Source organism: Mesorhizobium sp. LMG 17147 (genome assembly GCF_024297145.1).
Lineage (GTDB): Bacteria > Pseudomonadota > Alphaproteobacteria > Rhizobiales > Rhizobiaceae > Mesorhizobium.
In genome coordinates this window covers 61,391-84,884 of the sequence record NZ_JANCTC010000008.1, presented here as the reverse complement: position 1 = coordinate 84,884, position 23,494 = coordinate 61,391, and the positions used below count along the sequence as shown (strand labels likewise).

Genomic DNA, 23,494 nt, shown 5'->3' with positions numbered 1-23,494 from the left:
CTATGTCTTGTCCGGCATCGATCCCATTTCATTGAGGTTGATGCCGGACGCTTGCATGTCCTGTTGCTGGTTAGGCCGGCCTGGAAACGACCACCGCACAGCCGTCGGCATGATCCAGGGGCAGGCATAATAATCGGTGATGCGATTTATGGTCCCGCCAGCGGCTTCGATCCGAACCGGATGGGCCGGCCTCCAACCGTCTTCGCCATGGTGGAGCAGGAGCAGCACCGCCTCGCCATCGATCATGCCAATCGCCATTTTCCAGGCCGTCGAGGCTCTTTCATATTCAACGAAGTAAGGTGATTCCGACAGCCTGCCCTTGAAGCAATCCGCGACCCGCAATTGTGCGTCGGCGCTGGTCAACGCCCGAACCCCGTCCCAGTCGCGGCGGTTGAACAGTTCGACATAGCGGCTGAGCAATTCCAGAAGTTCCGGATCGCGCTGGGGCTCCGAACGCACGATTGGCTCACCTGACAAGGCGGCCAATTTGAAGCGGCCACGGCTCAACGCGGCCTCGACGCCACCCACGGTCGAGCCGACGAGATCGGCGATCTCTTCCAGCGAATAGTCGAAGACGTCCTTGAGCAGGACGCAGGCGCGTTCCTTGGGCGGCAGGTGGATCACCAGCCGTTCCATCGCGCGATCCGCGCCCTGGGCCGCCGGCTCGACCGGCAAGACTATCTCGTCTTCGACGAAATTGGCCTCCGCATGCTGACGCACCTGCCGGCTTCGCAGGAAATCGATGCAGCGATTATGTGCAATGCGAAACAGCCAAGGGCGAAGAGCAGTCGCATCGTCCAGCTTCTCGATCTTCCGATAAGCCTCGAACAGCGCCTCTTGCGTCACGTCTTCGGCGTCGAGCGTCGAACCGGTCATACGTGCACAGTAGCGGTGCAGCCGTCCACGCAAATGCGCGACTGTCTCCAGGAAGCCGGCGTAGCGGACGTCGAAAAGCCCGGTCGGGTCAAGTCTTGGCTGCATCTTCATTGGCATTCAATTCGGCGGCGGATCACATCGGGACATAGGTCAACGTGATCACGCCGTTCTTGAAACGGTGCGTATCTATAAGCTCCAGCTTGACCAGGGACGGGTCGACATCCTGGAAAGCGCGTTTGCCGTGCCCGACGCGGGTCGGCACGATCGAGAGTTGATACTCGTCGACAAGCCTGTTGGCGAGCAGCGTCTGGTCGAGATTGCTCACTCCATACTTCAATATGTTGCCGCCGGTTTGCTGCTTGATCCTGGCGATTTCGGCAGCGACGTCGCCTTGGATCAGCGATGCGTTCCAGCTCACTGCCTTGAGGCTGCGCGAAGCGACGAGCTTGTTCAGCCCGTTCATGCGGTCCATGTACTTGCTGCCTTTGACCTGCGGCCAACGCGCCGAAAACATTTCATAGGTGATGCGGCCGAGCAGGAAAAAATCCGCCTCGCCGGCCTTTTCATAGGAGTGTTCCTTCATCTCCTCGTCGAAGAATGGCGAGGCCCATTCCATTGGTGCTTCGATGACGCCGTCCAGCGAAATGAAGCTGCCTACGATTAATTTTCTCATCGCGTGTCTCCGGTTGCGCAACAGGCATCCCGTCGGATCCAAGAACCGGCGCAAACGAACCGGCCCGACGGATGACCACAGGATGCAGTGCCTAAGACGTTTCCGGTTCGACTTTGGATACGCGTGGGGATCGTATGAGCTAATAAAGCGGCTTGGCCATGTGCCGGGGGGTCGGCCATTCCGTCGTTATCCCCGGCTGCACCGGCCGCTCGAGATAGGTCGACAGGACCACATAGCTTCGGGTCGAGGTAACACCAGGCGTTTCGTAGAGGCGCGACAACAGGCCTTCGAGTGCCCGCGTGTCCTCAGTGCGGACCTTGATCAGCATGCATGTGTCGCCGGCCACCGAATGAATCTCCTCGACTTCGGGGTGTTCGGAGATTGCCATCAGCTCCGGCGTCTTGCCCCACCCCTTGGTGTCGATATGGACGAAGGCAAGCAGCGGCTTGTGCACCGCTTTTGGATCGATGATGATCGCGGTGTTGCGGATGGCACCGCTGCGCCGCAGGCGCTTGACGCGTTCATGGGCTGCCGGCGGTGAAAGGCCGACCCGGTCGCCGAGTTCGGCATAGCTGATCGTGGCGTCGTCGACCAGAACGCCTAATATTTTTCGGTCGATTGCATCGATATCGCGGGCGGCAGGCCTGTTCTGCGGAATGCCATCTGTTTCTTCATCCATAATGAAATTCCCTATTGATGCAGAATTTAATACGGCCATTATCGCCGTATGTCGAACAGTGATCAAGTCGCAACATTTACGGCAAGGCCGCCTATCCCGGCGCTCGCTTACCTCCTCACCGGATGCATTGCCGTGATCGGCTCGAACTCGCTGGTGCTCGGTCCGATCGCACCGGCGGTGGCCGCGTCCTTCGGCACAAGCGTGCCGGCGGTTATGATCGCGTCCGCCGCGTTCGGGCTCGGTACGTCGGCGAGCGCCTTGTTCCTGGCGCGCTATATCGACCGGCTTGGTGCCCGCCGCATGCTGCAAGGAGCGTTGCTGCTGCTGGCGATAGCGCTCGTCGCCAGCGCTGCTGCGCCGACGGTGACGGCGCTGGTCGCGGCCCAGCTTCTCGCCGGCATCGCTGCAGGTGTCGCCATGCCGGCAATCTACGCCAGCTCCGCCGCGATTGCACCGCCCGGCCGCGAAAGCGGCACCATAGGCGTGGTGCTGACCGGCTGGACGCTGAGCATGATCGCCGGGGTTTCGCTGTCGGCCGTACTTGCCGACCTGGTGCATTGGCGCGCCGTTTTCGCGGCGGTCGCGGTGCTCGCAGCACTCGCATTGGCAAGCCTGACGCTGACGTCGCTGAGCGATGTCAGGAAGAGCGGCCCGGCGCCGACGCCGCTGGGCGCTTTGAGCGTCCCCGGCATAGTGCCGCTTCTGGTTGCCTGCGCCGCATTCATGACCGCGTTCTATGGTGTCTATGGCTATCTTGGCGATCACCTTCACAATGGCTTGGGACGGCCGGTCAGCGCCAACGGGTTGGCCGCGCTCGCTTATGGCGCCGGATTTGGTGCGGCGGCACTTCTTGACGGCGTTATCGACCGCCTGGGCGCGCGGCGTGTCATGCCATTTGCCTACCTGCTCGTCGCGGCCGTCTACGTCGCGATTGCCGCGGCGAGCAGTAGTTTCCATCTGACCATAGCGATGATAGCCGTCTGGGGCCTTGCCAATCATTTCGGGCTGAACGTCCTGGTGATGCGCCTGTCCGCGCTCGATCCTGCGCGGCGCGGCACGATCATGGGCTTGAACAGCGCGGTGACCTACCTCGCCGTGTTCGTCGGCACCACGGCGTTCGGACCGCTTTATTCCACATTCGGTTTTGCGACGTCGGCGGTGGTTGCAGCCCTGCTCATGCTGATCGCTGCTGTGGCAGCGGCGTGGCGTTCGCCGAAGCTATAGCGCAGCAAGGCTTGCGTCTCGGCCCCGTCCATCGATAGATGCTTGGTGGATGGACAATACAACGCTTGAGACAACCGCCGATCCCTTGCCGCACGAGCTGGCTTTTCTCGGAGAGCGGCTTGCTGCGTTCAACGACAGTGATGTCGGCGCCTCCCGCAGGAAGGCATTGGCCGTGTTCGTGCGCGATGAGCACGGCGTTATTGTCGCCGGCATCTCGGGATACACCGCCTGGGGCTGGCTCTATGTGCAATGGCTCTGGGTCGATGAAAAACTGCGCGGCCACGGCATGGCCGGCAGGATGCTCGAGGCGGCCGAGAGGGAGGCGATCGCGCGCGACTGTCACGGCGCCTGGATCGACACGTTCAATCCCAAGGCGGCCAAGGCCTATGAGCGCCACGGCTACCGGCCGTTCGGTGCGCTCGCCGACTTTCCCATCGGCCGCAGCCGCATCTTCTTACAGAAGAACCTGAAGCACGACTAGCCGGCGAGCCGCCCTCCGCGCATCGGCTGCGGCACGCCGGTCGTGCTGGGGAAGCTGATCGGCAAGCCCCTAAGCACGCGCACTGCCAAGAAGGCAAAACACTCCGCCTCCACCGCATCGCCCTTCCAGCCCATCGCCTCGGCCGGCACGGCCTCGACACCGGCGCGGCTGGCAAGCATGGCCATGATCGTTGGATTGTGGCGCCCGCCGCCGCTGACCACCAGCCGCTTCGGCCGGCGCGGCAGAAGATCGAGCCCTTTGCCGACCGCGGCCGCGGTGAAGGCCGTCAGCAGTGCTGCGCCATCCTCGGCATTCATCCCGTTCGCCATCGAGGCGTCGAAATCGAAACGGTCCAGCGATTTCGGGTAAGGCTTGGTCAAATACGGGTGCTGCAGGAGCTTGGCCAGCCGTGACTCGTCGACCGTCCCGGCGCGGGCCAGCGCGCCGTCGCGGTCCATTTCGCCAAGACCCTTCGATTTGATGAAGTCGTTCAGCGGTGCGTTGGCGGGTCCGGTGTCGAAGGCAACAACATTGTCCGTGCCGTCCCACCAGGTGATGTTGGCGACGCCGCCGAGATTAAGCACCGCCGTGTCGCCGCTGGCGTCGGCTTCGCGCAGCAGCGCAGCGTGATAGGCGGCCGAGAGCGGCGCACCCTGGCCGCCGGCGCGCATGTCGGCCGAGCGGAAGTCATAGGCGACTTTGGTGCCCAGGATGGCATGCATCAGCTCGCCGTCGCCGAGCTGGCGGGTCTGGCCCAGTCGGCCCACTTGCGGGGCACGGTGCAGCACGGTCTGGCCATGGAAGCCGACGACGCCGATATCGGCCATCGTCAGCCCGTGGCGTTCGACCAGGTCCTTGACTGCCTGAGACTGGGCGCGCGTCAGCGCCTCCTCTGCCTCGTGGAAGATTGCCGGTTCCGGCCCGGTGAAATTCCAGCTCCTTGCCTGCCTAAGCGTCTCTTCCAGCAAGGTCCGGATCGACGGCGGGTAGGGGGCCAGCGTGTAGGTGCCGAAATCCGCGATCCGTTCGCCGTCGGTCTTGATCAGCGCGACGTCGATATTGCCGTCCAGCACGGTGCCGGTCATCAGGCCGACGGCCCAGATTGGTTCGCCATTCTTCGGATTCATGATTGTCAGGCTCCGTTGACGAGATCGCCGACCGCTTGGCGAAGCGCTGCGATCCCGCTGTTGAAATGACGTGTCGGATGGATCCGGTTGGTGAGCAAGGTCCATGCTCTGCCTTTGTCGAAGTCGACCCAAAGCCCGGTGCCGGTGAAGCCGGTATGGCCAATTGTGCCGGGGCTGCACAGCCGGCCGCCGGACCAGCCTTCGTAAGGCCGTTCCCAGCCGTGGGTGCGGGTTGCCGACAAGGGCGTGCGCATCAGCGCTATTGAACGCTCGGATGCGCCGCTCCCGTCCAGCAGCCCTAGCGCAAAATCGAGGATCGCGGCCGCCGTTCCGAACAGCCCGGCGTGACCGGCCCCTTGCAATGCCGAGCAATTGTCGTCGTGGACCTCGCCGCTGAGAACACGATGCCGCCATGTGCAGTCTTCTGTGGCCGCCGCGCGATCCGGTTCGGTGGAGAACGCGAAGCTCGGACCGGGATCCATGTCGCGAATGGTCTTGCCGGACAGGCGCTCCAGGACGAAGCCGAGCAGAATGAAGTTGATATCGGAATAGACCGGCTCCCCGGCCTGCCACTCGCGCTGCAGGACAAAGGCACGCAACAGCTCGGGATCGCGGCCATAGGTGTAGATTGGAGCAACGGCGGGAAACGGCGTCTGATGACCGAGGCACTGGCGAAACGTCACCTTCCGTTCCCAGGCTTTTTCATCATATTGGCGAAGGTCGGGCAGGACCGAAATCAGCGGCGCGTCGAGGTCGATGACGCCTTCCTCCGCCAGTGCCAAGATGCGCGGCGTCGTAAAAATGACTTTGGTCAGCGACGCCAGATCGAACCATGTTTCGATATGCATCCGCCTGACCTTCGGCACGACTTGGGCCGAGCCGATTGCCCGGACGATGCGTTGACCGTCCCGGTCGGCCATGCCGAGCACGCCGCCAGGAATGCGCGACGCAGCCACGGCCGCTTCGAGCGGGGCGAATGCGCGGTCGAAGAGATCATGGTCGATCAATTGCGGCCTCCGTCTGAACGGCAGCGAGGAGGCTGTCCGCCTGACTCTGCATGCTTTCGGGTGACAATCATCACACTTCCACCCGCGCTCTATGATCCGGCCCGAATTGCTGCCAATTGGCCGGGCCCGGCTCAAATCCCAGCGGACGCACGAGCGAGGGGACCTGGCGCGTGTCGAGCTCGAAACGTTCATGCCGCCGGTCTATGGTGGGAACGGCCGCGATAAGCTGTTTGGTATAAGAGTGCTTCGGCTCCGAGAGCACCGATCTGGCATCGCCGATCTCGACGATCTGACCGGCATAGATGACCGCAATGCGATGGGCGATCCGCTCGACGACAGCCATGTCATGCGAGATGAACAGGTAGGCCAGCCCGAATTCACGCTGCAGCTCGACCAAAAGCTCCAGCACCCTGGCCTGCACCGACACATCGAGCGCCGAAACCGCTTCGTCGAGGACGACAACCGAAGGATTGAGCATCAGCGCGCGAGCGATGCACAGGCGTTGCCGCTGGCCGCCGGAGAATTCGTGCGGATAGCGCTGCAGGCTGTTTTCCGGAAGGCCGACCCGTTTCAACAGCGCGGCCATTTTCGCCCGTATTTCAGCAGTTATCCGTCCGCCGGTAGCGATCACCGGCTCTGCGAGGATGCTTTCGATGGTGAGTCTGGGATTGAGCGAGCCATAGGGATTCTGGAACACCATCTGCACGGGAAGGGCGCTCTGCCCGGCGGAGGCCTTACGCGCGCTGCCCGAGATCGTGCCGTGCGTCGGGCGCACCAGCCCCAGAATCGCGCGGGCGGTGGTGGACTTTCCGGAACCGCTCTCGCCGACGACCGCCAATGTCTCGCCCGGCATTAGCTCGAAATCCACCCCGTCCACCGCGTGCACGGCACCGCTGACGCGGCTGAAAAACCCAGCCTTGACCGGAAACCGCACCACGAGGCCATTGACCGTCAGCGCCGGCTCGGCAGCTTTTTGCGTTTCGCGTCGCACGTCCTTGCGTGCGGCACTGCCGCCGGCGAAATGCGGCACCGCATGAAGCAGATGCCGCGTATAGGGATGCTGCGGATCGTCCAATATCTGGTTCAGCGCGCCCTGCTCGACAGCTTCCCCGCTTTGCATCACCATGACCTTGTCAGCGATGCCTGCAACCAGACCGATGTCGTGGGTGATGAAGATCATCGACATCCCGGTTTCCTGCTTCAACTCGGCGAGCAGCGCCATGATCTGCGCCTGCACCGTAACATCCAGCGCCGTCGTTGGTTCGTCGGCAATGAGCAGGCGCGGGTTGCAAGCGAGCGCCATGGCGATCATCACCCGCTGCAGCATGCCGCCCGAAAGCTGGTTGGGCGTGTAATTCAGTCGCCGTGCAGCGTCCGGAATACGCACGCGGTCGAGCGCGTCCTTGGCCGCCGCCGTTGCTTGCCGGCCGGTCAGGCCGCGATGCAGGCGAAACGATTCCTCGATCTGCCTGCCGATGGTCAGCACCGGATTGAGCGAGCTCATCGGCTCCTGGAAGATCATGCCGATTTCACCGCCGCGGATCTTCGTCAGTTGCGGCTCGTCCGCGGCGGTCAGGTCGAAAATGCTGTTGTCGACCCGCTTCAGCGTGATCGAGCCTGCGGTGATGCGGCCGCCGCCATAATCGACAAGGCGATTGATCGACAGCGCCGTGACCGATTTGCCCGAGCCGCTTTCGCCGACGATTGCCAATGTCTCGCCGTCGGCGAGATCGAAGCTGACGCCGCGCACGACCTCATTGGCTTTCGGGTTGCGGCCGAAGCCGACGCGCAATCCGCTGACGGACAGCAGCGGAATCATGCAATCGATCTCCGCATCTTCGGGTCGAGGACATCACGCAACGCATCGCCGAGCAGGTTGAAACCGAGGATGCTGATCATGATCGCCACGCCGGGGAAGATCATCAGCCAGGGAGCTGTCTCCATCAGATTGCGGCTGTCGCTCAGCATCAGGCCAAGCGACGCGGCGGGCGGCTGCGTGCCTAGCCCGAGGAAGCTTAAGCCGGCCTCGGTCAGCAGTGCCCAGGCCAGCGCCAGCGTCACCTGAACCGTCAGTGGCGCCACCAGATTGAGCAGCAGATGGCGTGTTACGATATAGCCCGCACTGCTGCCGAACGTGCGGGCCGCGTCGACGAACTCGCGCGCCTTGAGCGACAGAGCCGGACCTCGCACGACGCGCGTGAAGATCGGCGTGTAGACGATGGCGATGGCAATGACGCTGGTCGAGGTTCCCGGTCCAGCAACCGCGACGATCAGCAGCGCCAGCAGGATCGCCGGGAACGCCAGCACAACGTCCATGATGCGCATCACCAAGCCGTCCCAGCGGCGCCCGAACCAGGCTGCCGCCAGCCCGAGCACGGTGCCGGCCAGTGTCGCGAAGGCGACCGAAAAGAAGGCCACGATGAAGGACTGGCCGATCCCGGTCATCAGCCGACTTGCGACATCGCGGCCGAACAGGTCCGTGCCCATCCAGTAGGTGCCGTCAGGCGCATGCAGTCGCTCGACCCGGTGCTGCGTCAGCGGATTGTGCGGCGTCAGCCCCAGCATGCCAAGCACGGCAAGCAGCAGATAAAGCGCAACGATGGCACCGCCGATGCGGCCGCTGGGATGCGCAAATATAGCCCGCAATGTCGCCATCAGTGCTCGCTTAGCCGGATACGCGGGTCGAGCGCGACATAGGCGAGGTCGACGAGGAGATTGACGATCATGAAGTTGAAGGCGATGAACAGCACGCTTCCCTGCACCAGCGCGTAGTCGCGCTGCAGGATGGCATCCAGCACCATACGGCCGAGACCGGGCAGCGCAAATATCTGCTCGACGATGACTGCCCCGCCCAGCAGATAGCCGAACTCTATGCCGCTCAGCGTCACGACCGGGATGAGCGCGTTGGGCAAAGCATGTCGCCAGATGACGCCGCGCGCCGAAACGCCTTTGCTGCGCGCCGTCCTGACATAGTCGTCGCAGAGCACATCGAGCATCGCCGAACGCGATATGCGGGTCACCGAAGCCGCGAAGGCAAATCCAAGCGTGACCGCAGGCAGCAACAGCTGGCCGAGATTGCGCCGCGGATCCTGCCACAGCGGGGAAAACTCGCCCATCGCCGGCAAAACGCCAAACCCCGCCGACAGCGTGTAGATGATCAGCAGGGCAAGGACAAAGTTCGGCGTCGACTGCCCGATCATTGCGACAACGCGCACGCCGAGGTCGGACAGCTTTTCATTATGGGTGGCGGCAAAAATCCCGGCCGGCATGCCGACAACCAGGGCGATGACCATCGAAAGCAGGGCGAGCTCCAACGTTAGCGGGAAACGCTCGAGGATGACGTCGAGCACCGGCCTGCCATAGGTGGACGAAATGCCGAGATTACCTTGGAAAAGACCAAGCAGCCAGCGCCAGTACTGGATGAACCAGGGCTGGTCGATGCCGAAATAAGCTGCAAGCGCATCGCGCTGCTGCGGCGTCAGCAGGCCGGCTTCGGTCCCCAGCATTGCCGTGATCGAATCGCCCGGAACCATCCTGATCGCCAGGAACACGACGATGGACACACCAAGCAGGACGAGAGGGAAGGTTGCCAGTCGCCGCATCAGATAGTTCACGCGAAGAATACCCTCTCGTCTGGCACCAAAGCAGCTACTGGATCGTCACCTTGGCGAGGCTGAACAGCGAGCCTGTCGGCACCGGTTCGAATCCTGCGATATTCTTCTGCTGTGCCGTGTAGCTGTAGGACGTGTAGAGCCAGATCCAGGGCGACATCTCAGTGATGTGTTTCTCGAAGTCGGCGAAGATCGCCTTGCGCGCTGCCGGGTCGGTCTCGCTGCGGCCCTTCTGCATAAGACTGTCCAGCGTATCGTCGATATAGTTCGCGACCTTCTGCAGATTGCCCGTCTTGGTCCAGTAACGGTTGTACATAGTGTAGGGATCGGCCCTGCCGCCGTTCAGGGCGATGGCCATGTCGAAATCGCCCTTCAGCCAGGCATCGACATAGACGTTGAGCTCCATCATTTTGATGTCGAGCTTGACGCCGATTTCTGCGAGTTGCGACTGGATGACCTGGGCTTCCGCCGCTGCCGTCGGCGGCTCGCCGGTGGCGCCGATCACGGTCGCCGAAAAGCCGTCGGCGTAGCCCGCTTCGGCCATCAGCTGCTTGGCTTTCTCGACGTCGCGCTTATAGCAGAACAACTGGCTCGGATCGGTCGCCAAGGCCGGGATAGTCAGCGGGCCGGTGACTTTGCCTTCACCGAGCGAGGCGGTGTCCAGCACTTCCTGCCGGTCGATGGCGCAGGAAATCGCCTGACGCACCTTGAGTTCGGTCATCGGCTTGCGGGAAGGATTGAGCTGCAGCACGTGATAGGCAAGCACCGGCACACGGTTCAACTGCAGGCTGGCTTCCTTGGGCACAAGCGTGGCGACAAGCGGATCGTTGAGCAGGGCAAAATCGATCTGCTTGCTGCGCATCGCCGCCAGGATCGCCGTCTCGTCCGGCAGCACGCTGATCTCGATGCCGTCGACGCCGGTCGTGCCGCCCGCCCAATCCTTGTTGGCGACAAGCACTTCCTTGGAATTCGGATCCCACTTTTCCAACTTGAACGGACCCGAGCCGATCGTCGTCGTGCCGATCGAGCCGGCCGTGATTTCGCTTGCCGGGACGATCGCGGCGTTGACGTCGCTCATCGCCGTCAGGATCGGCACATCCGGCTGCGAGAGGTGGAACACGACGGTGGCTGGATCGGGTGTGTCGATGCTGGCGATCGAGAGAAAGTTGGCACGCGCGGCCGCGCCGGTCTTCTCGTCGAGTATGCGCTCGAACGATGCCTTGACATCGGCCGAGGTCACGGCGGCGCCGTTCTGGAATTTTGCTTTCGGATTGAGTTTGAAACTCAGCTCCTTGCCGTCCGGCGAGAACTGCCATGAATCGGCAATCGCGGGCGTGATTTGCAGGTTTGTGTCGAGCCGCACCAGTGGCTCATAGATCAGTTCCAGCAGCCGCAGTGAGGAGAATGCCGTCTGCTTGTGCGGATCAAGACCGGTGGCGTCCTGCGACCACGCCATATGCAGCGTCGCCGCACTCGCCTGCGCCGGTAGCGCGGCGATGCCAACCATTGCCGCGAGGGCCATGCCGGAAAGCAGTTTCTTGCCAATGTGCCGTACCATTGTCGTCTCCCATTATTGTTAAACCTGATGCCTTGCAGTTCGCCGGACCGCTTCAAAGGGACACACGCCCCGGAACATCGGCCCAGTGTCGATGCGGTCTTACACCGTCTTTTCGCCTATCGCCTTGCGCAGGAAACCTCCCGCGTTGGCAAGCGTCTTACGTGCTTCTTCGACGCCCATGCCGGTGATCGTCACCAGGATTGCCAGTTTTACATCGTTGCCGGTCTGGTCGAGTGCCTGTCGTGCCTGCTGTGCCGCGCAGCCGGTCGTCTGCATCACGATCCTGACCGCCCTGGCGACAAGCTTCTTGTTGCTTGGATTGAGGTCAACCATCAGGTTCTGATAGCTCTTGCCGATGCGGATCATGCTGGCGGTAGACAGCATGTTGAGCACCAGCTTTTGCGCGGTTCCCGATTTCAGTCGGGTCGAGCCGGTGAGAACCTCCGGGCCGACCACCGGAGAGATGGCAATGTCGGCTATGCCGGCAATGGTCGATCGCGGATTGCAGGACAGCGCCACCGTGGTCGCTCCCACCTGCTTGGCATAGGTCAGGCCGCCGATGACGTAGGGCGTGCGCCCGCTGACAGCGATGCCGATCACCACATCGTCGGCGGTCAGCTTGATGTCCTGCAATGCCTTTACACCCTGTTTCGGGTCATCCTCGGCGCCTTCCGCGGAGCGCACCAGCGCGTCGTCGCCGCCGGCGATCAGGCCCACCACCATGTCCTCGGGTACGCCGAAGGTCGGCGGACATTCCGAGGCGTCGAGGACGCCGAGCCGGCCGCTGGTGCCAGCGCCCACATAGACAAGGCGCGCACCCTTCTGGAACGCGCTGACGATCCGGTCCACGGCAGCAGCAATCTCAGGAATGACCTTCTCGACGGCGGCCGCAACGCCTTTATCTTCGTCATTGATCTTGCGCAGCACCTCGATGGTCGGCAACAGGTCGATGTCGATGGTTCTCGGGTTGCGGTCCTCGGAGACCAGCCGCTCCAACTCCGACATCAACCCATGTTCGACCACTTGCTTACTTTCAATCTGCCGTAAGCGGGAACGCGATGCCGTGCCGGCCGACGTCCAGTACCCGCGGCAGGCGACCGGCTCTCTTGTTTCTGCTTAGTTAACTTTTTAGAATTCGGTATTCCCGCTGTCAACGGATTTTAGGAATAAAATATTCCTCATTGAGTAGCACGTTACTCGCCGCAAAGCGACTTTCTGGCCAGGATTATGGCTCCCGAAACCGCATCACCGTCGGCCGGCTTCAGCCGTCGGCGAACGTCGGGAGCGAGCCATGGCTCGAGCGGGCTGGACAACCCTCCGAGCAACGTAACCCGCGGCGCGCCTTTTTCGAACAGCACCCGCACGAAGGTGTCGATCTGCTCGGCAGCACCTTGCACGATCCGCCGACCGGCCGGATCGCCCTGGTCGGCATGGCGGATCACCATCGGCGCCATGGCGGCATAGTCCGTTGCACTGGCCCGGTCCATCCAGGCCACCGCCTCGAACGGGTCGTCCTTGAAGCGCTGCATCACCTCGGCCAGCAGCGCGGTCCGCTCGTGCCGGCCGTCATGGGCGCGCAAGGCGAACTGTACCGCTTTCAACCCTAGATCGGCGCCGCTTCCCTCGTCGGAAATCGGAAAACCGTAGCCGCCGACACGCAGGTCGCGCCCTTCGACAAAGCCGAGCCCGATCGAACCGGTCCCGGCTATGACGATGGCGCCGTCCTGGCCCGAATGCGCGCCCAGGCAAGCCGCGACGCCGTCGCTGACGAAGTCGAGACTTGCAAAGGAATGGGAGATCGCACGAAACGCCTCAAGCGACCCCTTGCGGCCGATGCCGGCAAGACCGACGCCGGCACGGATCCTGGCGATTTTCGTCGCCGTGAACCCTGCCTCTTTGATCGCAGCACCAAAGGCTTTGGCAACGGAGGCCCAGGCCGCCTCTATACCGAGCCGCGTTGTCGCCGGACCTGAGAGACCTTGCCCGAGCACGGTTCCCGCCTCGTCTTCGATACGCGCCCGACAGCCGGTTCCGCCGCCATCGACGCCCAGGAAATAATGCGAAGACGCCGCGCCGGCACTCATCCACTTATCCGCTCGATCTGAGCGCCGCAAAGCCGGAGCTTGCGGTCCAGCTGCTCATAGCCGCGATCGAGATGATAGACGCGGTTGATCGTCGTCTCACCCTGGGACACCAGCGCTGCCAGCACCAGCGAGACGGAGGCGCGCAGGTCGGTGGCCATCACTTGCGCGCCCTTCAGCTTCTCGCCTCCGCGCACCAACGCCATGGTGCCTTGCAGCTTGATGTTGGCGCCGAGCCGCATCAGTTCAGGCACATGCATGAAGCGGTTCTCGAAGATCGTCTCACGCAACAGCGAAGCGCCCTCGGCACAGCACATCAACGCCATGAACTGCGCTTGGAGATCGGTCGGAAAGCCCGGATAGGGCTCCGTCGTCACATCGACGGCTTTGAGCGGCCCGTCTCTCGATACGATCAGCCCGCGGTCGCCCGGCCAGATTTTCACACCGGCTGTTTCGAGCAGCTGGACGACGGATGCCATGTGCTCGAGCCGCGCGTGGGTCAGCTCGAGCTGACCGCCGGTGATAGCCGCCGCGACGGCATAGGTGCCGGCCTCTATCCGGTCCGGGATGATGTCGTGCGTGGCGGCGCGCCAGCCTGTGCTGCCCGCGATCAGGATACGGTGCGTGCCGGCGCCCTCGATCCGCGCGCCCATGGCGATCAAGCAGGCAGCAAGGTCGGCCACCTCCGGTTCGCGCGCCGCATTGAGGATCTCGGTTTCGCCCTTTGCAGTCGTCGCTGCCATCATCGCTGTTTCGGTCGCGCCGACCGATGGTGAGCTCAAAACGATACGCGCGCCTTTTAGTCCGCCCGGCGCGGACGCGACGATCAGCCCGTTTTCGATCGCAATGTCGGCGCCAAGTGCGGCGAGTGCGGCGACATGCATGTCGACCGGCCGTGCGCCGATCGCGCAGCCGCCGGGCAGCGAAACCCGGGCATGGCCGAAGCGGGCAAGCAGCGGGCCGAGCACCAGCACTGTCGCGCGCATACGCCTGACTGTATCGTAGCTTGTCTCCCTGGAAGCGGCAGTACTGGTATCGATTGCGGCGGCATGCGCCGATCTGGTGACTTCGGCCCCATGAAGGCCGACGACGCCAAGCATGTTGTCGACGTCGGTCACCGCAGGCAGGTTGGTCAGTTGCAGCGGATAAGGGCTGAGCAACGCCGCCGCTATTTGCGGCAAGGCCGCGTTCTTGGCGCCGGAGATCGTCACCGCGCCCTCAAGCCTGTGCCCGCCGACGATCCGCAATTTGTCCATGGCTCTGACCTAATCCCGAGCTGTCGGCGAGTCTACGATCTTTCGTGGCCGAATCGTCGGCTTGCCCGAAGGCTGGGCCGCAACCGCACCGGTAGAGATTTGATGGATCATTCTTGGCTGTCAATCAGAGACGGAATAATTTATTCCTTGGTTTGGCATTGTCCGTGACTGGCAACAGGTGAACGCATGTCCATCCTGAAGAAAATCGAGGCCAAGCTCGAAATCATGGCGCCCGGCGATCGCGAGATTGGGCGCTACATCGTCGATAATCCCGACCAGATGCTGCGCCTGTCGACGGCGGCGCTTGCCGCCGAGATCGGCCGCAGCCAGTCGAGCGTCGTCAAGTTCAGCCAGAAGCTCGGCTATTCCAGCTATCAGGAGCTCAAGCTCGCCGTCAGCGAGGCCAAGTCGCAGGAATGGCACGTGCCGGCCGGCATGATCCACGGTTCGATCGAGGTCGGCGACAGCTATCTGGTCATCCTGCGCAAGCTGATCGGCAGCAAGCTTTTGTCGATGCAACAGACGGTCGCGGCCAACACGGAGCAGGAAATCGGCAAGGCCCTCGAAGCGTTGAACGGTGCGCGCCGCATTCATTTGGCAGGCGTCGGCGCATCCTCGCTGGTGGCGCGCGATTTCTCATACAAGCTGATGAAGCTCGGCCGCAACGTGCTGCACGACAGCGACAGCCATGTGCAAATGGCCAATGTCTCGACGCTTGGACGAGGCGACGCGTTATTCGCGCTCTCCTATTCCGGGGCGAGCATCGAAACCCTGCGGATAGCTGAACTCGCACATAAACGCGGCACCACCGTTATCGCCGTCACGGGACTTCGCGACAGTCCGCTGAGCCGGGTTGCCGACATTCGCCTCCACACGATCGCCGATGAAGAGCGCGCGCGCTCTTCATCGATAACCGCGCGTGATGCACAACTGACGCTAACCGACCTGCTGTTCATCCTGCTTGTGCAGAAGCAGCCTGACGCCAATGAATATGTCCACAACAGCGAATTGGCCGTCTCGGTGCTGAAGGCTTAGCAGTCTTCGGCGTGGCGTTAAGGCCTCTGTTCCTCCCTGATGCTGCACGTCGACAAGAGCGAGTTTCGTCCTCCGAAGTACCTTTGTTCAATGCGCTCACACGTTCTCCGGCCGGCAGAGCCGCGGGCGCCGATTGGTCAAACGCCGCCATGGCAAACCAATGTTGACAAGATCATCTGTTGTTTCATACATCGAATTCAGCCCCGAATTTGAGGGGCCAGGTGAGGCGATGGACGACCTTGGAGCACAAGAACAAGCGGTTCTCGACCTCATTGCGGCGAATCCGTTCGCCGGCCAGCAGGATATTGCAACCGCGCTCGGCATTGCCCGATCGACGGTCGCCGCCCACATCGTGCAACTCATCAACAAGGGCTACATTCTCGGCCGCGGCTATGTCTTGCCGGCGTCCAAACGTATGGTCTGCATCGGCGGCGCGGTGCTCGACCGCAAATACCACGCCAAGAAGGATCTGATCTTCGAGACATCGAACCCGGTCGACGGCCATCGCAGCTTCGGCGGGGTTGCCCGCAACGTCGCCGAAAACCTTGCCCGCCTCGGCGTCGACATAAGCTTCGTCTCGATCGTCGGCGAGGATGAAACTGGCCGGGCGCTGGTGCGGCATTTGCGTGACTTCGGCGCCGATGTCAGCCAGGTCATCACCACCACGGAGCGGCCGACGGCCGAATACGCGGCCATCCTCGACCGCAACAACGATCTCGTGCTCGGCATCGCCGACATGGAGATCTTCGATCTGTTTTTGCCGTCCTATCTCGACCGTTTCTGGCCGCATCTGGCTTCGGCGACATGGGTGTTCATCGACTGCAACCTGCCGGCCGCGACCATCGCAGCGCTGATCTCGCGCAAGCACGGTGCGCGCTTCAAGCTCGCAGTCGACACGGTATCGTCGCCGAAGTCGGCGCGCCTGTCGAAGGACCTGACCGGCATCGATCTTCTGTTCACCAATCATGACGAAGCCAACGCGATGCTCGGCGTGACGGATGCCGACAAGCGGCTGACGCCGGAGGGAGCAGCAGCGGGGCTGCGCGCGGCCGGCGCCGCCGAAGTGATTGTGACCGCAGGCGCGCATGGATTTGCCGTTGCGACCGAGAGCGGTGTGACGGCCATGCGCTCCGTCCCGGCGCAAGCCGTCGACATCACCGGCGCCGGTGACGCGATGATCGCCGGCACCCTGTACAAGGTGCTTTCGGGTGAGCCGGTCGCTCATGCCGTGCGCACCGGCGCGCTGCTTGCCACACTGACCACCGAGAGCGAATCCAGCGTCCACCCCGATCTGTCGCCGCGCTTCCTTGCCGCCGGCATGTACCGCATTCCTGCCTGAAAGCGAGATGATATGAAACCTTCCCTTGTCCATTTGAACGATGAAGTCGCTGCTGCGCTTGATAAGGGCCGCGCGGTGGTGGCATTGGAATCGACGATTATCACCCACGGCATGCCATATCCGGCCAATCTGGAAACCGCCCGTGGTGTCGAGACCGTGGTGCGTGAAAACGGCGCCGTGCCCGCCACGATCGCAGTGGTCGCCGGCAAGATCAAGGTTGGCCTCGACGACCGTGAACTGGAAGAGCTGGCAGCGGCAAAGGGCGTGGTCAAGGCTTCCGGGCGCGATCTCGCCGCAATCATGGTGCGCGGCGGCTCGGCCGGTACCACCGTCTCGGCGACGATGCGGATTGCCGCTTTAGCCGGGATCGGTATTTTTGCGACCGGCGGCGTCGGTGGCGTGCATCGCGGCGCCGAAGCCACTTTCGATATCTCCGCTGACCTGACCGAACTCGGCCAGACCGGCACGACCGTCGTCTGCGCCGGGGTTAAGTCGATACTCGATATTGCGAAGACGCTGGAATATCTGGAAACTCAGCGCGTGCCGGTGATCGCCTATGGGAGCGATGATTTTCCGGCTTTCTACACCCGCTCCAGCGGGCTCAAGGCCGACCATCGCCTCGATACCCCCGACGAGGTCGCGCGAGCCATGCTGCTGCATGACGAGATGGAATCCGGCACCGGCATTCTCGTCGCCAACCCGATTCCCGAAGCGGACGCGCTCGATCCGGCGTTCATCGACGGCACGATCGCAGCGGCCGTGGCTGAGGCTGAGAAGCGCGGCATCGGGCGCAAGGAACTGACGCCGTTTCTGCTCGCCCGCATCAACGAGCTTTCACAAGGCCGCAGCCTGAAGGCCAACATCGCGCTTGTCCGCAACAACGCCGCGCTTGCTGCCCGTATCGCAGTTGCGCATGCGGAATTGAAGGGCGCGACCAGATAGAGACAGCGTCCGGCCAGCGCTACGTGCCTTCGATTTCAGCCCGGCACGAGGTCGAAGATGCGCCCGGCATTGAGGATGTTGTTCGGGTCGAAGGCCGCTTTCAGGCGGCGCATGGCCGCGATCTCGGAGTCGCTGCGCACCAGATGCAGCCATTCCTTCTTGTCGAGGCCGATGCCATGCTCGGCCGAGACGCCGCCGCCAGCCGCGGCCACACCCCGGTAGATGATCTCGTATGCGGCCGCCGGATCCACGGTGCGGACCTGGTAATGCAGGTTGCCGTCGCCGAGATGGCCGAAGACGTAGATGTCGGCGCTCGGGTCGACGGCTTTGATAGCGGCTTCCGTCTCGCGCGGGAAAGTCGCCATTTTCGCCAGCGGGATGCTGATATCGACGCCGATCAGTCCTGCCATCGAAAACAGGAAACGGTTGGCCTCCTCGCGCACCGCCCAGAGCGCCCGGAATTCGCGCGGCGATTGCGAGACGACGACGTCGTCGATCACGTCGTCCTCGACCGCCTGCATCAGCACCGCGGCGAAGCGGTCGCCGTCGCGGTCCGGCTCATTGCCCTGTATCTCGGCCAGCACATAGACGGGCGAGCCGGCCGACAGCGGCGCCGGCGCCTCCATGCCGGCGATCATGGCGCCATAGAGCGGCGCGAGGTTCACCTCATAGGCCGAGAGCAACGGCCCAAGCTTCTGCCGGAGCTGCGCAAGCAGCGCAATCGCCGCATCGAGCGATGGAAGTGCGCAGAAGGCATTTACCTCGGTGGCAGGTTTGGGATGCAGCCGCAGGCAGGCGCGCGTGACCACGCCGAGCGTGCCTTCGCTGCCGATGAAGAGCTGGTTGAGGTCATAGCCGGAATTGTCCTTTGGCAAGCCCTTGAGCGACGTGAGCACACTGCCGTCGGCAAGCACCGCCTCCAGACCGAGCACCTGCGTGCGGTACATGCCGTAGCGCAGCACGCGAATGCCGCCGGCATTGGTGGCGACATTGCCGCCGACGGTGGCCGTGCCGCGCGCGCCGATGTCGACGCCGAAAAGCAAGCCGGCCGCATCGGCCGCGTCCTGCACCATTTGCAGCGGCGCGCCGGCCTCGGCGACGATCGTCGCCGCCTCGCGGTCGGGCGCCGCGACCGCCGTCATGCGCTCCAGCGACAGCACCGCCTCGCCGGGCTGGATGCGCGCCGCGCCCGCAAGACCGGTGCGGCCACCCTGGACGACGAGCCTCTGCCCGGCCGCGTTGCACAGGCGCAGAATGTCCGACACCTCGCCGGTCGTGCGTGGACGCAAGACGATCGCCGGCGGCGCGCCGTCCTTGCCGTCGGGATCTTCCCGGTAGCGTGGTCCGGCCTCCTCAGCCGAGACAATCGCTGACCTGTCCAGCCGCTTTTCCAGCCGCGACAGAAGCTCGGCGGTCAGCGGGGACAGAGCGCTCACGGATGTTGTCATCATGCGCCGCTCCTGGAAAAGGCCGACGATAGACACGGACTGCTGGTTGTCAAACCTTGCGGGACTGCCAATCGCGACCGGCCGTCAGCCTCGAGCCTTCAGGAACTCGATGACCATCGCCGCGGTCCAGGTGAAGCGATCGCCGCCGAGCGGCTCGCCGCTGAGGGGACCGTAATATTCGGCAAAACCGCTCTCGGCGATCAGGTCGAGACTGGATTGCGTGATCCGTTGTGCGATTTGGCTGTGGCCGGCGGCGGCAAGGCCGTCGGCGATCATGTAGTTGACCACCAGCCAGACCGGGCCGCGCCAGTAGCGCTTTGGGTCGAAGCGTCTATCGCCAGGATCGTGCGAGGGGACGATGTAACGCGCTTTGCCGGCGATGCGCTCGATCGTTGCAGCGATGGCCGCTGCCCGGCTTTCCGGAATGGCCGAAAACACCGGCAGAATGCCGCCGACCGACGCGCTGTCCACGAGCTTTCCGGCCACTCGGTCGAAACAAATGTACTGGCCATGTGTGTCGCTCCACAGCCGTTCCATTGTTGAAAGCCCCTTTTCGGCACGGGCGCGGTTGGCTTCTGCGATTTCGGTTTCGCCAAGTGTATCGGCGAGATCGGCAAGGTCGGCGGCGGAACGGATCAGGATGGCGTTGAAGCCGGGATCGACGACCTGGAAGGGCGAGGCATCGTGCAGCCGGGCGTTGTCCCAACCAAGTTCGCGGAAATGCTGCAGCAGCCAGATATAGCGATCGTACTGGGCCCTGGTCGGTCGATGCGCAGGGTCGGCGTGCAGGATGTCGCGGCGGGTGTAGGGCTCGACGCCTTCGGTCGGCACGCGCTCGAACGCCTCGTCCCAGTCGATCGAGTTGTCGCGGCCGGACTCCCATGGGTGAATTATGGCGACCAGCCCTTCGCCGTTCGGGTCGCGATTTTCGTAGAACCAGCGATGCCAGGCATCGATTTTCGGCAGCAGCGCACGGGCGCGCTGGGCCGCCAGTTTCTTGTCCTTGGCCTGATCGAACAGACGGCGCACGGCAAAGCCGGCGACTGCCGGCTGGGTGATGCCCGAGGTGGCGGTCGGGCGGTCCGTTCGCCAGACCTCCGGCCCGGGGAAATAGCCGTCGCTCCAGACGTGGAAGACGATGTGCGGCACCATGCCGTCCGGCCACTGGTGAGCGAACAGCGTGTCGATCTCGGTCCAGGCTCGGGCCTCGTCATAGTGGGCAAGACCGAGGGCGGTCAGGCAGGAATCCCAATTCCACTGGAACGGGTAGAGGCCCTTGGTCGGTATGGTGTAGGTGCCTTGGTCGTTTTCCCTGAGCACCTCGACGGCGCGGGCGATGGTTTCGTCAATGGCAAGAGATATCATTGAGGCGTTCGTACTTTCAGGATCAAAGGGCGTTCGTGGTTTCGGGATCGAACCAGCGGATGCGGTCGGGTTTGGGAGCAAGCCGAAGATGATCGCCGACCGCGACCGCGGCATTCGATTCGAGGATGGCGCGAAACAGGCCGCCCTCGACATCGCAGGTGACCAGCGTGTGCGGTCCGAGCGGCTCGACGACGCGCACGGTGGCGTTAATACCTTCGTTGCCGGCGTCCACATCCTCGGGGCGAATGGCGAACTCTATCGTCTGCTTGTCCGATTTGGGGCCGGGCAGCGTCAGGCCGGCGACGGTCCAGCTGCCGTTCGCCGTCTTCGTCGCCGGGATGAAATTCATCGGCGGGTTGCCGATGAAGGAGCCGACGAAGCGGGCCGCCGGATTGCGGTAGACCTCTACCGGCGAGGCGGCCTGGACGATACGGCCCTGATGCATGACGGCGATGCGGTCGGCGAGGCTCATCGCCTCGACCTGGTCGTGGGTAACGTAGATGGTGGTGGTCTTGGACGCCGCCAGCACGCCCTTGAGCTCGGCCCGCATTTCGAGCCTGAGCAGCGCGTCGAGGTTCGACAGCGGCTCGTCCATCAGGATCACATCGGGCTCCATGGCGAGCGCGCGGGCGACGGCCACACGCTGGCGCTGGCCGCCGGAAAGCTGGCCCGAATAGCGCTTCAAAAGCTGCTCGATATGCATGAGCTCCGCGGTGCGGTTGACGCGCCCGTCGACCTCCTGCTGCGGCAGCTTCTTCATGCGCAGGCCGAAGGCGATGTTCTCGAATACCGTCAGGTGCGGAAAGACCGCGTAATTCTGGAACACCATGGCGATGCCGCGGTCGCGCGGCGGCAGATGGTCGACGCGACGGCCGCCGATCCAGACCTCGCCCTGGCTTGGCGTTTCCAGCCCGGCGACGATCCTCAGCAGTGTGGTCTTGCCGCAGCCCGAGGCGCCAAGCAGCACCATGAATTCCTGGTCGGTGATGGTCAGGTCGATCGAATGCAGCGCGGTGAAGCCGCCGAAACGTTTTGCCACCTGCTTGATGACGATCTCAGCCATCGGCGTTCTCTTTTGTGCGCGTCATCGATTGGCGATCCCCCACATGGCGAACAGATATTTGCGGACGGCGAAGATGAAGATCAGAGCCGGGATAACCAAGGCAGCACCGCCGGCGAATTTGAGGTAGAGCGGCGACTCGCCGAGGCTCTGCAACAGGAAGGCGGTCAGCGTCCGGTTCTCTATGGTGAGCACTGCGGCGGCAAACACCTCGTTCCAGGAGATGGTGAAGGCAAACACCGCTGACGCCGCGATGCCCGGCAGCGCCAGCGGCAGAATGACTTTTCGGAATGCCTGCAATCTCGTGCAGCCGAGCGTCCAGGCAGCTTCCTCCAGCTCGACTGGGATGCCGGAGAACAGCGAGAAGGTGATCAGCACCGCAAACGGCAGCGCCAGCGTGGTGTGGACCAGCGCCAGCCCGATCGCGGTATCGTCGAGGCCAGTGCGGATGAACATCACCGCCAGCGGCAGCGCCAGCAGCGGCAGCGGGAAGGCGCGGGTCATCAGCACGAGGAAACGGAACGTTTCCTTGCCTGGGAAATCGAAGCGCGACAGCGCGTAGCCCGCGGGTGCGCCGAAGCCGATCGAGAGCAGCATCGTCAGCGTGGCGACGAGAACGGAGTTCCACAGCGCCTTGGCGACACCGGCGAAATTGATGAAGAAAGAAAGGCTGCCGAAATCGAATGACGGGAAGAAGCGCTTGGGAAAGGCGGTCACCTGTTCCGGCGACGACAGCGCGTTGACGATCAACAGATAGATCGGCAGCAGCACCCAGACGCAAAGCAGGATGACGGTGGCGACCAGCAACCAGTTACCGGCTTTGCGGGCCTCAGGCGCGGCGATCGAGAGCTCCGCGACCGTGCTCATATCCGCGCCTCCTTCGGCACACGCAGCACCCGCAGGAAGAACAGCGTGAAACCGATCGAGATGGCGAGGATGAACAGCGCCATGGCGGCGGCGACATTGCGGTCCTGCAGCGTGAACTGCCAATTGTAGGTCTCGCCCATCAGCACCGGCAGATTGGTGCCGCCGAGTGCTGCAACCACAGCAAAGACTTCAAAGGCAAGGATGACGCGCAGAATGATCGCCGTCTGCAGGCTTGGGCGCAGCAGAGGCAGCGTGATCTTGATGAAGCGCTTCCACGGGCTAGCGCCAAAAACCTCCGCCGCCTCGTAGTATTCCCGGGGGATCAGCCCCATGCCGGCGACCAGAATGACCATCATGATGGCGGTCGCGCGCCAGATCTCGGCCAGCGCCACGGCGATGAAGATCGTCAGCTTGCTCTGGTAGCCGAGAAACATAACCGGCCTGTCGATGACGCCGAGATTGGAGAGCAAGGTGTTCAGGAAGCCGGACTGGTCGAAGATGGCGAGCCAGATCAGCCCGGCGGCGAGATCGGAGATGCCGAGCGGAATAGCGAAGATGTAAAGCGCGGTGCTGCGCCCGGTTTCAAGCCGCGACACCATCGTTGCCATCAGCAGCGCCATCACCAGTTGGATCGGCACGACGATGGCGCTCAGCAGCAGCGTGTTGCGGACAGTGACCGGAAACTTCCAGCTGCCCGCCATGGTGCGGAAATTGTCGAGCGTAAAGCCGCCGTCGCGGGTGAACGCCTCGAAGGCGACCAGCGCGAACGGATAGAGGAAGAAGACGCAGAGGAACAGCGTCGCCGGCATCAGCAGCAGATAGGGAAGGGCCTTGCCGTGCATGGAGCGCTCTCTATTCGACGCTT

Annotated in this window: 22 protein-coding genes; 5 read left to right on the top strand and 17 right to left on the bottom strand. The window is 63.2% G+C overall.

What is annotated here, in order from left to right; translation table 11 throughout:
- The 3 genes from NMG46_RS16735 to NMG46_RS16725 all read right to left on the bottom strand — a co-directional run bounded on the left by NMG46_RS16735 (position 1) and on the right by NMG46_RS16725 (position 2,228).
- On the bottom strand, positions 1 to 987 hold the full coding sequence (locus NMG46_RS16735; RefSeq protein ID WP_254818749.1) for a sigma-70 family RNA polymerase sigma factor: 987 nt from the start codon (positions 985 to 987) through the stop codon (positions 1 to 3).
- A gap of 22 nt (positions 988 to 1,009) precedes the next feature.
- Entirely contained in the window at positions 1,010 to 1,549 is a 540-nt protein-coding gene (locus NMG46_RS16730; RefSeq protein WP_254818748.1) for a dihydrofolate reductase family protein, read from the bottom strand.
- Between the two features lie 139 nt (positions 1,550 to 1,688).
- Positions 1,689 to 2,228 carry an Lrp/AsnC family transcriptional regulator gene (locus NMG46_RS16725; protein ID WP_254818747.1) on the bottom strand — a complete coding sequence of 180 codons (540 nt, stop codon included), beginning with the start codon at positions 2,226 to 2,228 and terminating at the stop codon, positions 1,689 to 1,691.
- A gap of 48 nt (positions 2,229 to 2,276) precedes the next feature.
- Here NMG46_RS16725 and NMG46_RS16720 point away from each other — a divergent pair, with 48 nt between their 5' ends.
- On the top strand, positions 2,277 to 3,452 hold the full coding sequence (locus NMG46_RS16720; protein WP_254818746.1) for an MFS transporter: 1,176 nt from the start codon (positions 2,277 to 2,279) through the stop codon (positions 3,450 to 3,452).
- A gap of 49 nt (positions 3,453 to 3,501) precedes the next feature.
- Positions 3,502 to 3,933, top strand: coding sequence for an N-acetyltransferase (locus tag NMG46_RS16715; protein WP_254818745.1), 432 nt, complete (start codon positions 3,502 to 3,504; stop codon positions 3,931 to 3,933).
- Here NMG46_RS16715 and NMG46_RS16710 read toward each other — a convergent pair.
- The 9 genes from NMG46_RS16710 to murA all read right to left on the bottom strand — a co-directional run bounded on the left by NMG46_RS16710 (position 3,930) and on the right by murA (position 14,573).
- Positions 3,930 to 5,060: an anhydro-N-acetylmuramic acid kinase gene (locus NMG46_RS16710; RefSeq protein ID WP_254818744.1), complete on the bottom strand. Its 1,131-nt coding sequence runs from the start codon at positions 5,058 to 5,060 to the stop codon at positions 3,930 to 3,932. The genes NMG46_RS16715 and NMG46_RS16710 overlap by 4 nt on opposite strands.
- A 5-nt stretch (positions 5,061 to 5,065) precedes the next feature.
- The gene (locus tag NMG46_RS16705; protein WP_302895795.1) at positions 5,066 to 6,067 is read right to left on the bottom strand and encodes a serine hydrolase; all 1,002 of its coding nucleotides are present in this window, start codon (positions 6,065 to 6,067) and stop codon (positions 5,066 to 5,068) included.
- Between the two features lie 70 nt (positions 6,068 to 6,137).
- Complete coding sequence (locus NMG46_RS16700) at positions 6,138 to 7,886, bottom strand: ABC transporter ATP-binding protein (protein WP_254818743.1); 1,749 nt, start codon at positions 7,884 to 7,886, stop codon at positions 6,138 to 6,140.
- A complete protein-coding gene (locus NMG46_RS16695; RefSeq protein ID WP_254818742.1) occupies positions 7,883 to 8,722 on the bottom strand; it encodes an ABC transporter permease in 840 nt (279 codons plus the stop codon). The genes NMG46_RS16700 and NMG46_RS16695 overlap by 4 nt, the downstream gene beginning before the upstream one ends.
- On the bottom strand, positions 8,722 to 9,681 hold the full coding sequence (locus NMG46_RS16690; protein WP_254818741.1) for an ABC transporter permease: 960 nt from the start codon (positions 9,679 to 9,681) through the stop codon (positions 8,722 to 8,724). The genes NMG46_RS16695 and NMG46_RS16690 overlap by 1 nt, the downstream gene beginning before the upstream one ends.
- A gap of 34 nt (positions 9,682 to 9,715) precedes the next feature.
- A complete protein-coding gene (locus NMG46_RS16685; RefSeq protein WP_254818740.1) occupies positions 9,716 to 11,236 on the bottom strand; it encodes an ABC transporter substrate-binding protein in 1,521 nt (506 codons plus the stop codon).
- Between the two features lie 99 nt (positions 11,237 to 11,335).
- Positions 11,336 to 12,259, bottom strand: a complete 924-nt coding sequence (gene murQ, locus NMG46_RS16680; RefSeq protein WP_254818739.1) for an N-acetylmuramic acid 6-phosphate etherase — start codon at positions 12,257 to 12,259, stop codon at positions 11,336 to 11,338.
- A 170-nt stretch (positions 12,260 to 12,429) separates the two neighbouring features.
- Positions 12,430 to 13,320 carry an N-acetylglucosamine kinase gene (locus tag NMG46_RS16675; protein ID WP_254818738.1) on the bottom strand — a complete coding sequence of 297 codons (891 nt, stop codon included), beginning with the start codon at positions 13,318 to 13,320 and terminating at the stop codon, positions 12,430 to 12,432.
- Positions 13,317 to 14,573 (bottom strand): UDP-N-acetylglucosamine 1-carboxyvinyltransferase, encoded by a 1,257-nt coding sequence (gene murA, locus NMG46_RS16670; RefSeq protein WP_254818737.1) that lies wholly within the window; start codon positions 14,571 to 14,573, stop codon positions 13,317 to 13,319. The genes NMG46_RS16675 and murA overlap by 4 nt, the downstream gene beginning before the upstream one ends.
- Before the next feature lie 186 nt (positions 14,574 to 14,759).
- On the opposite strand from murA, the gene NMG46_RS16665 reads away from it, so the two are divergent.
- From NMG46_RS16665 to NMG46_RS16655, 3 genes are all read left to right on the top strand, one after another.
- Entirely contained in the window at positions 14,760 to 15,608 is an 849-nt protein-coding gene (locus NMG46_RS16665; RefSeq protein WP_254818736.1) for a MurR/RpiR family transcriptional regulator, read from the top strand.
- A 229-nt stretch (positions 15,609 to 15,837) separates the two neighbouring features.
- The gene (locus NMG46_RS16660; RefSeq protein ID WP_254818735.1) at positions 15,838 to 16,947 is read left to right on the top strand and encodes a carbohydrate kinase; all 1,110 of its coding nucleotides are present in this window, start codon (positions 15,838 to 15,840) and stop codon (positions 16,945 to 16,947) included.
- A 12-nt stretch (positions 16,948 to 16,959) separates the two neighbouring features.
- The gene (locus NMG46_RS16655; protein WP_254818734.1) at positions 16,960 to 17,889 is read left to right on the top strand and encodes a pseudouridine-5'-phosphate glycosidase; all 930 of its coding nucleotides are present in this window, start codon (positions 16,960 to 16,962) and stop codon (positions 17,887 to 17,889) included.
- Between the two features lie 35 nt (positions 17,890 to 17,924).
- Here NMG46_RS16655 and NMG46_RS16650 read toward each other — a convergent pair whose 3' ends face one another.
- The 5 genes from NMG46_RS16650 to NMG46_RS16630 all read right to left on the bottom strand — a co-directional run bounded on the left by NMG46_RS16650 (position 17,925) and on the right by NMG46_RS16630 (position 23,471).
- Positions 17,925 to 19,340: an FAD-binding oxidoreductase gene (locus NMG46_RS16650; RefSeq protein ID WP_254818733.1), complete on the bottom strand. Its 1,416-nt coding sequence runs from the start codon at positions 19,338 to 19,340 to the stop codon at positions 17,925 to 17,927.
- Positions 19,341 to 19,421: 81 nt separating this feature from the next.
- Positions 19,422 to 20,702 (bottom strand): amylo-alpha-1,6-glucosidase, encoded by a 1,281-nt coding sequence (locus NMG46_RS16645; protein ID WP_254818732.1) that lies wholly within the window; start codon positions 20,700 to 20,702, stop codon positions 19,422 to 19,424.
- Between the two features lie 22 nt (positions 20,703 to 20,724).
- Positions 20,725 to 21,765: an ABC transporter ATP-binding protein gene (locus NMG46_RS16640; protein ID WP_254818731.1), complete on the bottom strand. Its 1,041-nt coding sequence runs from the start codon at positions 21,763 to 21,765 to the stop codon at positions 20,725 to 20,727.
- Between the two features lie 21 nt (positions 21,766 to 21,786).
- Positions 21,787 to 22,629: a carbohydrate ABC transporter permease gene (locus NMG46_RS16635; RefSeq protein ID WP_254818730.1), complete on the bottom strand. Its 843-nt coding sequence runs from the start codon at positions 22,627 to 22,629 to the stop codon at positions 21,787 to 21,789.
- Positions 22,626 to 23,471: a carbohydrate ABC transporter permease gene (locus NMG46_RS16630; RefSeq protein ID WP_254818729.1), complete on the bottom strand. Its 846-nt coding sequence runs from the start codon at positions 23,469 to 23,471 to the stop codon at positions 22,626 to 22,628. Before NMG46_RS16630 ends, NMG46_RS16635 begins: the two co-directional genes overlap by 4 nt.
- Positions 23,472 to 23,494 lie beyond the last annotated feature (23 nt).

Bases quoted from the DNA above. Each gene is read 5' to 3' on its own strand.
- NMG46_RS16635 (WP_254818730.1), bottom strand. From the start codon at position 22,629: ATGAGCACGGTCGCGGAGCTCTCGATCGCCGCGCCTGAGGCCCGCAAA.
- NMG46_RS16650 (WP_254818733.1), bottom strand. From the start codon at position 19,340: ATGATGACAACATCCGTGAGCGCTCTGTCCCCGCTGACCGCCGAGCTT.
- NMG46_RS16645 (WP_254818732.1), bottom strand. From the start codon at position 20,702: ATGATATCTCTTGCCATTGACGAAACCATCGCCCGCGCCGTCGAGGTG.
- NMG46_RS16665 (WP_254818736.1), top strand. From the start codon at position 14,760: ATGTCCATCCTGAAGAAAATCGAGGCCAAGCTCGAAATCATGGCGCCC.
- NMG46_RS16710 (WP_254818744.1), bottom strand. From the start codon at position 5,060: ATGAATCCGAAGAATGGCGAACCAATCTGGGCCGTCGGCCTGATGACC.
- NMG46_RS16720 (WP_254818746.1), top strand. From the start codon at position 2,277: ATGTCGAACAGTGATCAAGTCGCAACATTTACGGCAAGGCCGCCTATC.
- murA (WP_254818737.1), bottom strand. From the start codon at position 14,573: ATGGACAAATTGCGGATCGTCGGCGGGCACAGGCTTGAGGGCGCGGTG.
- NMG46_RS16675 (WP_254818738.1), bottom strand. From the start codon at position 13,320: ATGAGTGCCGGCGCGGCGTCTTCGCATTATTTCCTGGGCGTCGATGGC.
- NMG46_RS16725 (WP_254818747.1), bottom strand. From the start codon at position 2,228: ATGGATGAAGAAACAGATGGCATTCCGCAGAACAGGCCTGCCGCCCGC.
- NMG46_RS16730 (WP_254818748.1), bottom strand. From the start codon at position 1,549: ATGAGAAAATTAATCGTAGGCAGCTTCATTTCGCTGGACGGCGTCATC.
- NMG46_RS16640 (WP_254818731.1), bottom strand. From the start codon at position 21,765: ATGGCTGAGATCGTCATCAAGCAGGTGGCAAAACGTTTCGGCGGCTTC.
- NMG46_RS16715 (WP_254818745.1), top strand. From the start codon at position 3,502: ATGGACAATACAACGCTTGAGACAACCGCCGATCCCTTGCCGCACGAG.
- NMG46_RS16695 (WP_254818742.1), bottom strand. From the start codon at position 8,722: ATGGCGACATTGCGGGCTATATTTGCGCATCCCAGCGGCCGCATCGGC.
- NMG46_RS16700 (WP_254818743.1), bottom strand. From the start codon at position 7,886: ATGATTCCGCTGCTGTCCGTCAGCGGATTGCGCGTCGGCTTCGGCCGC.
- NMG46_RS16685 (WP_254818740.1), bottom strand. From the start codon at position 11,236: ATGGTACGGCACATTGGCAAGAAACTGCTTTCCGGCATGGCCCTCGCG.
- NMG46_RS16660 (WP_254818735.1), top strand. From the start codon at position 15,838: ATGGACGACCTTGGAGCACAAGAACAAGCGGTTCTCGACCTCATTGCG.
- NMG46_RS16630 (WP_254818729.1), bottom strand. From the start codon at position 23,471: ATGCACGGCAAGGCCCTTCCCTATCTGCTGCTGATGCCGGCGACGCTG.
- NMG46_RS16655 (WP_254818734.1), top strand. From the start codon at position 16,960: ATGAAACCTTCCCTTGTCCATTTGAACGATGAAGTCGCTGCTGCGCTT.
- NMG46_RS16735 (WP_254818749.1), bottom strand. From the start codon at position 987: ATGAAGATGCAGCCAAGACTTGACCCGACCGGGCTTTTCGACGTCCGC.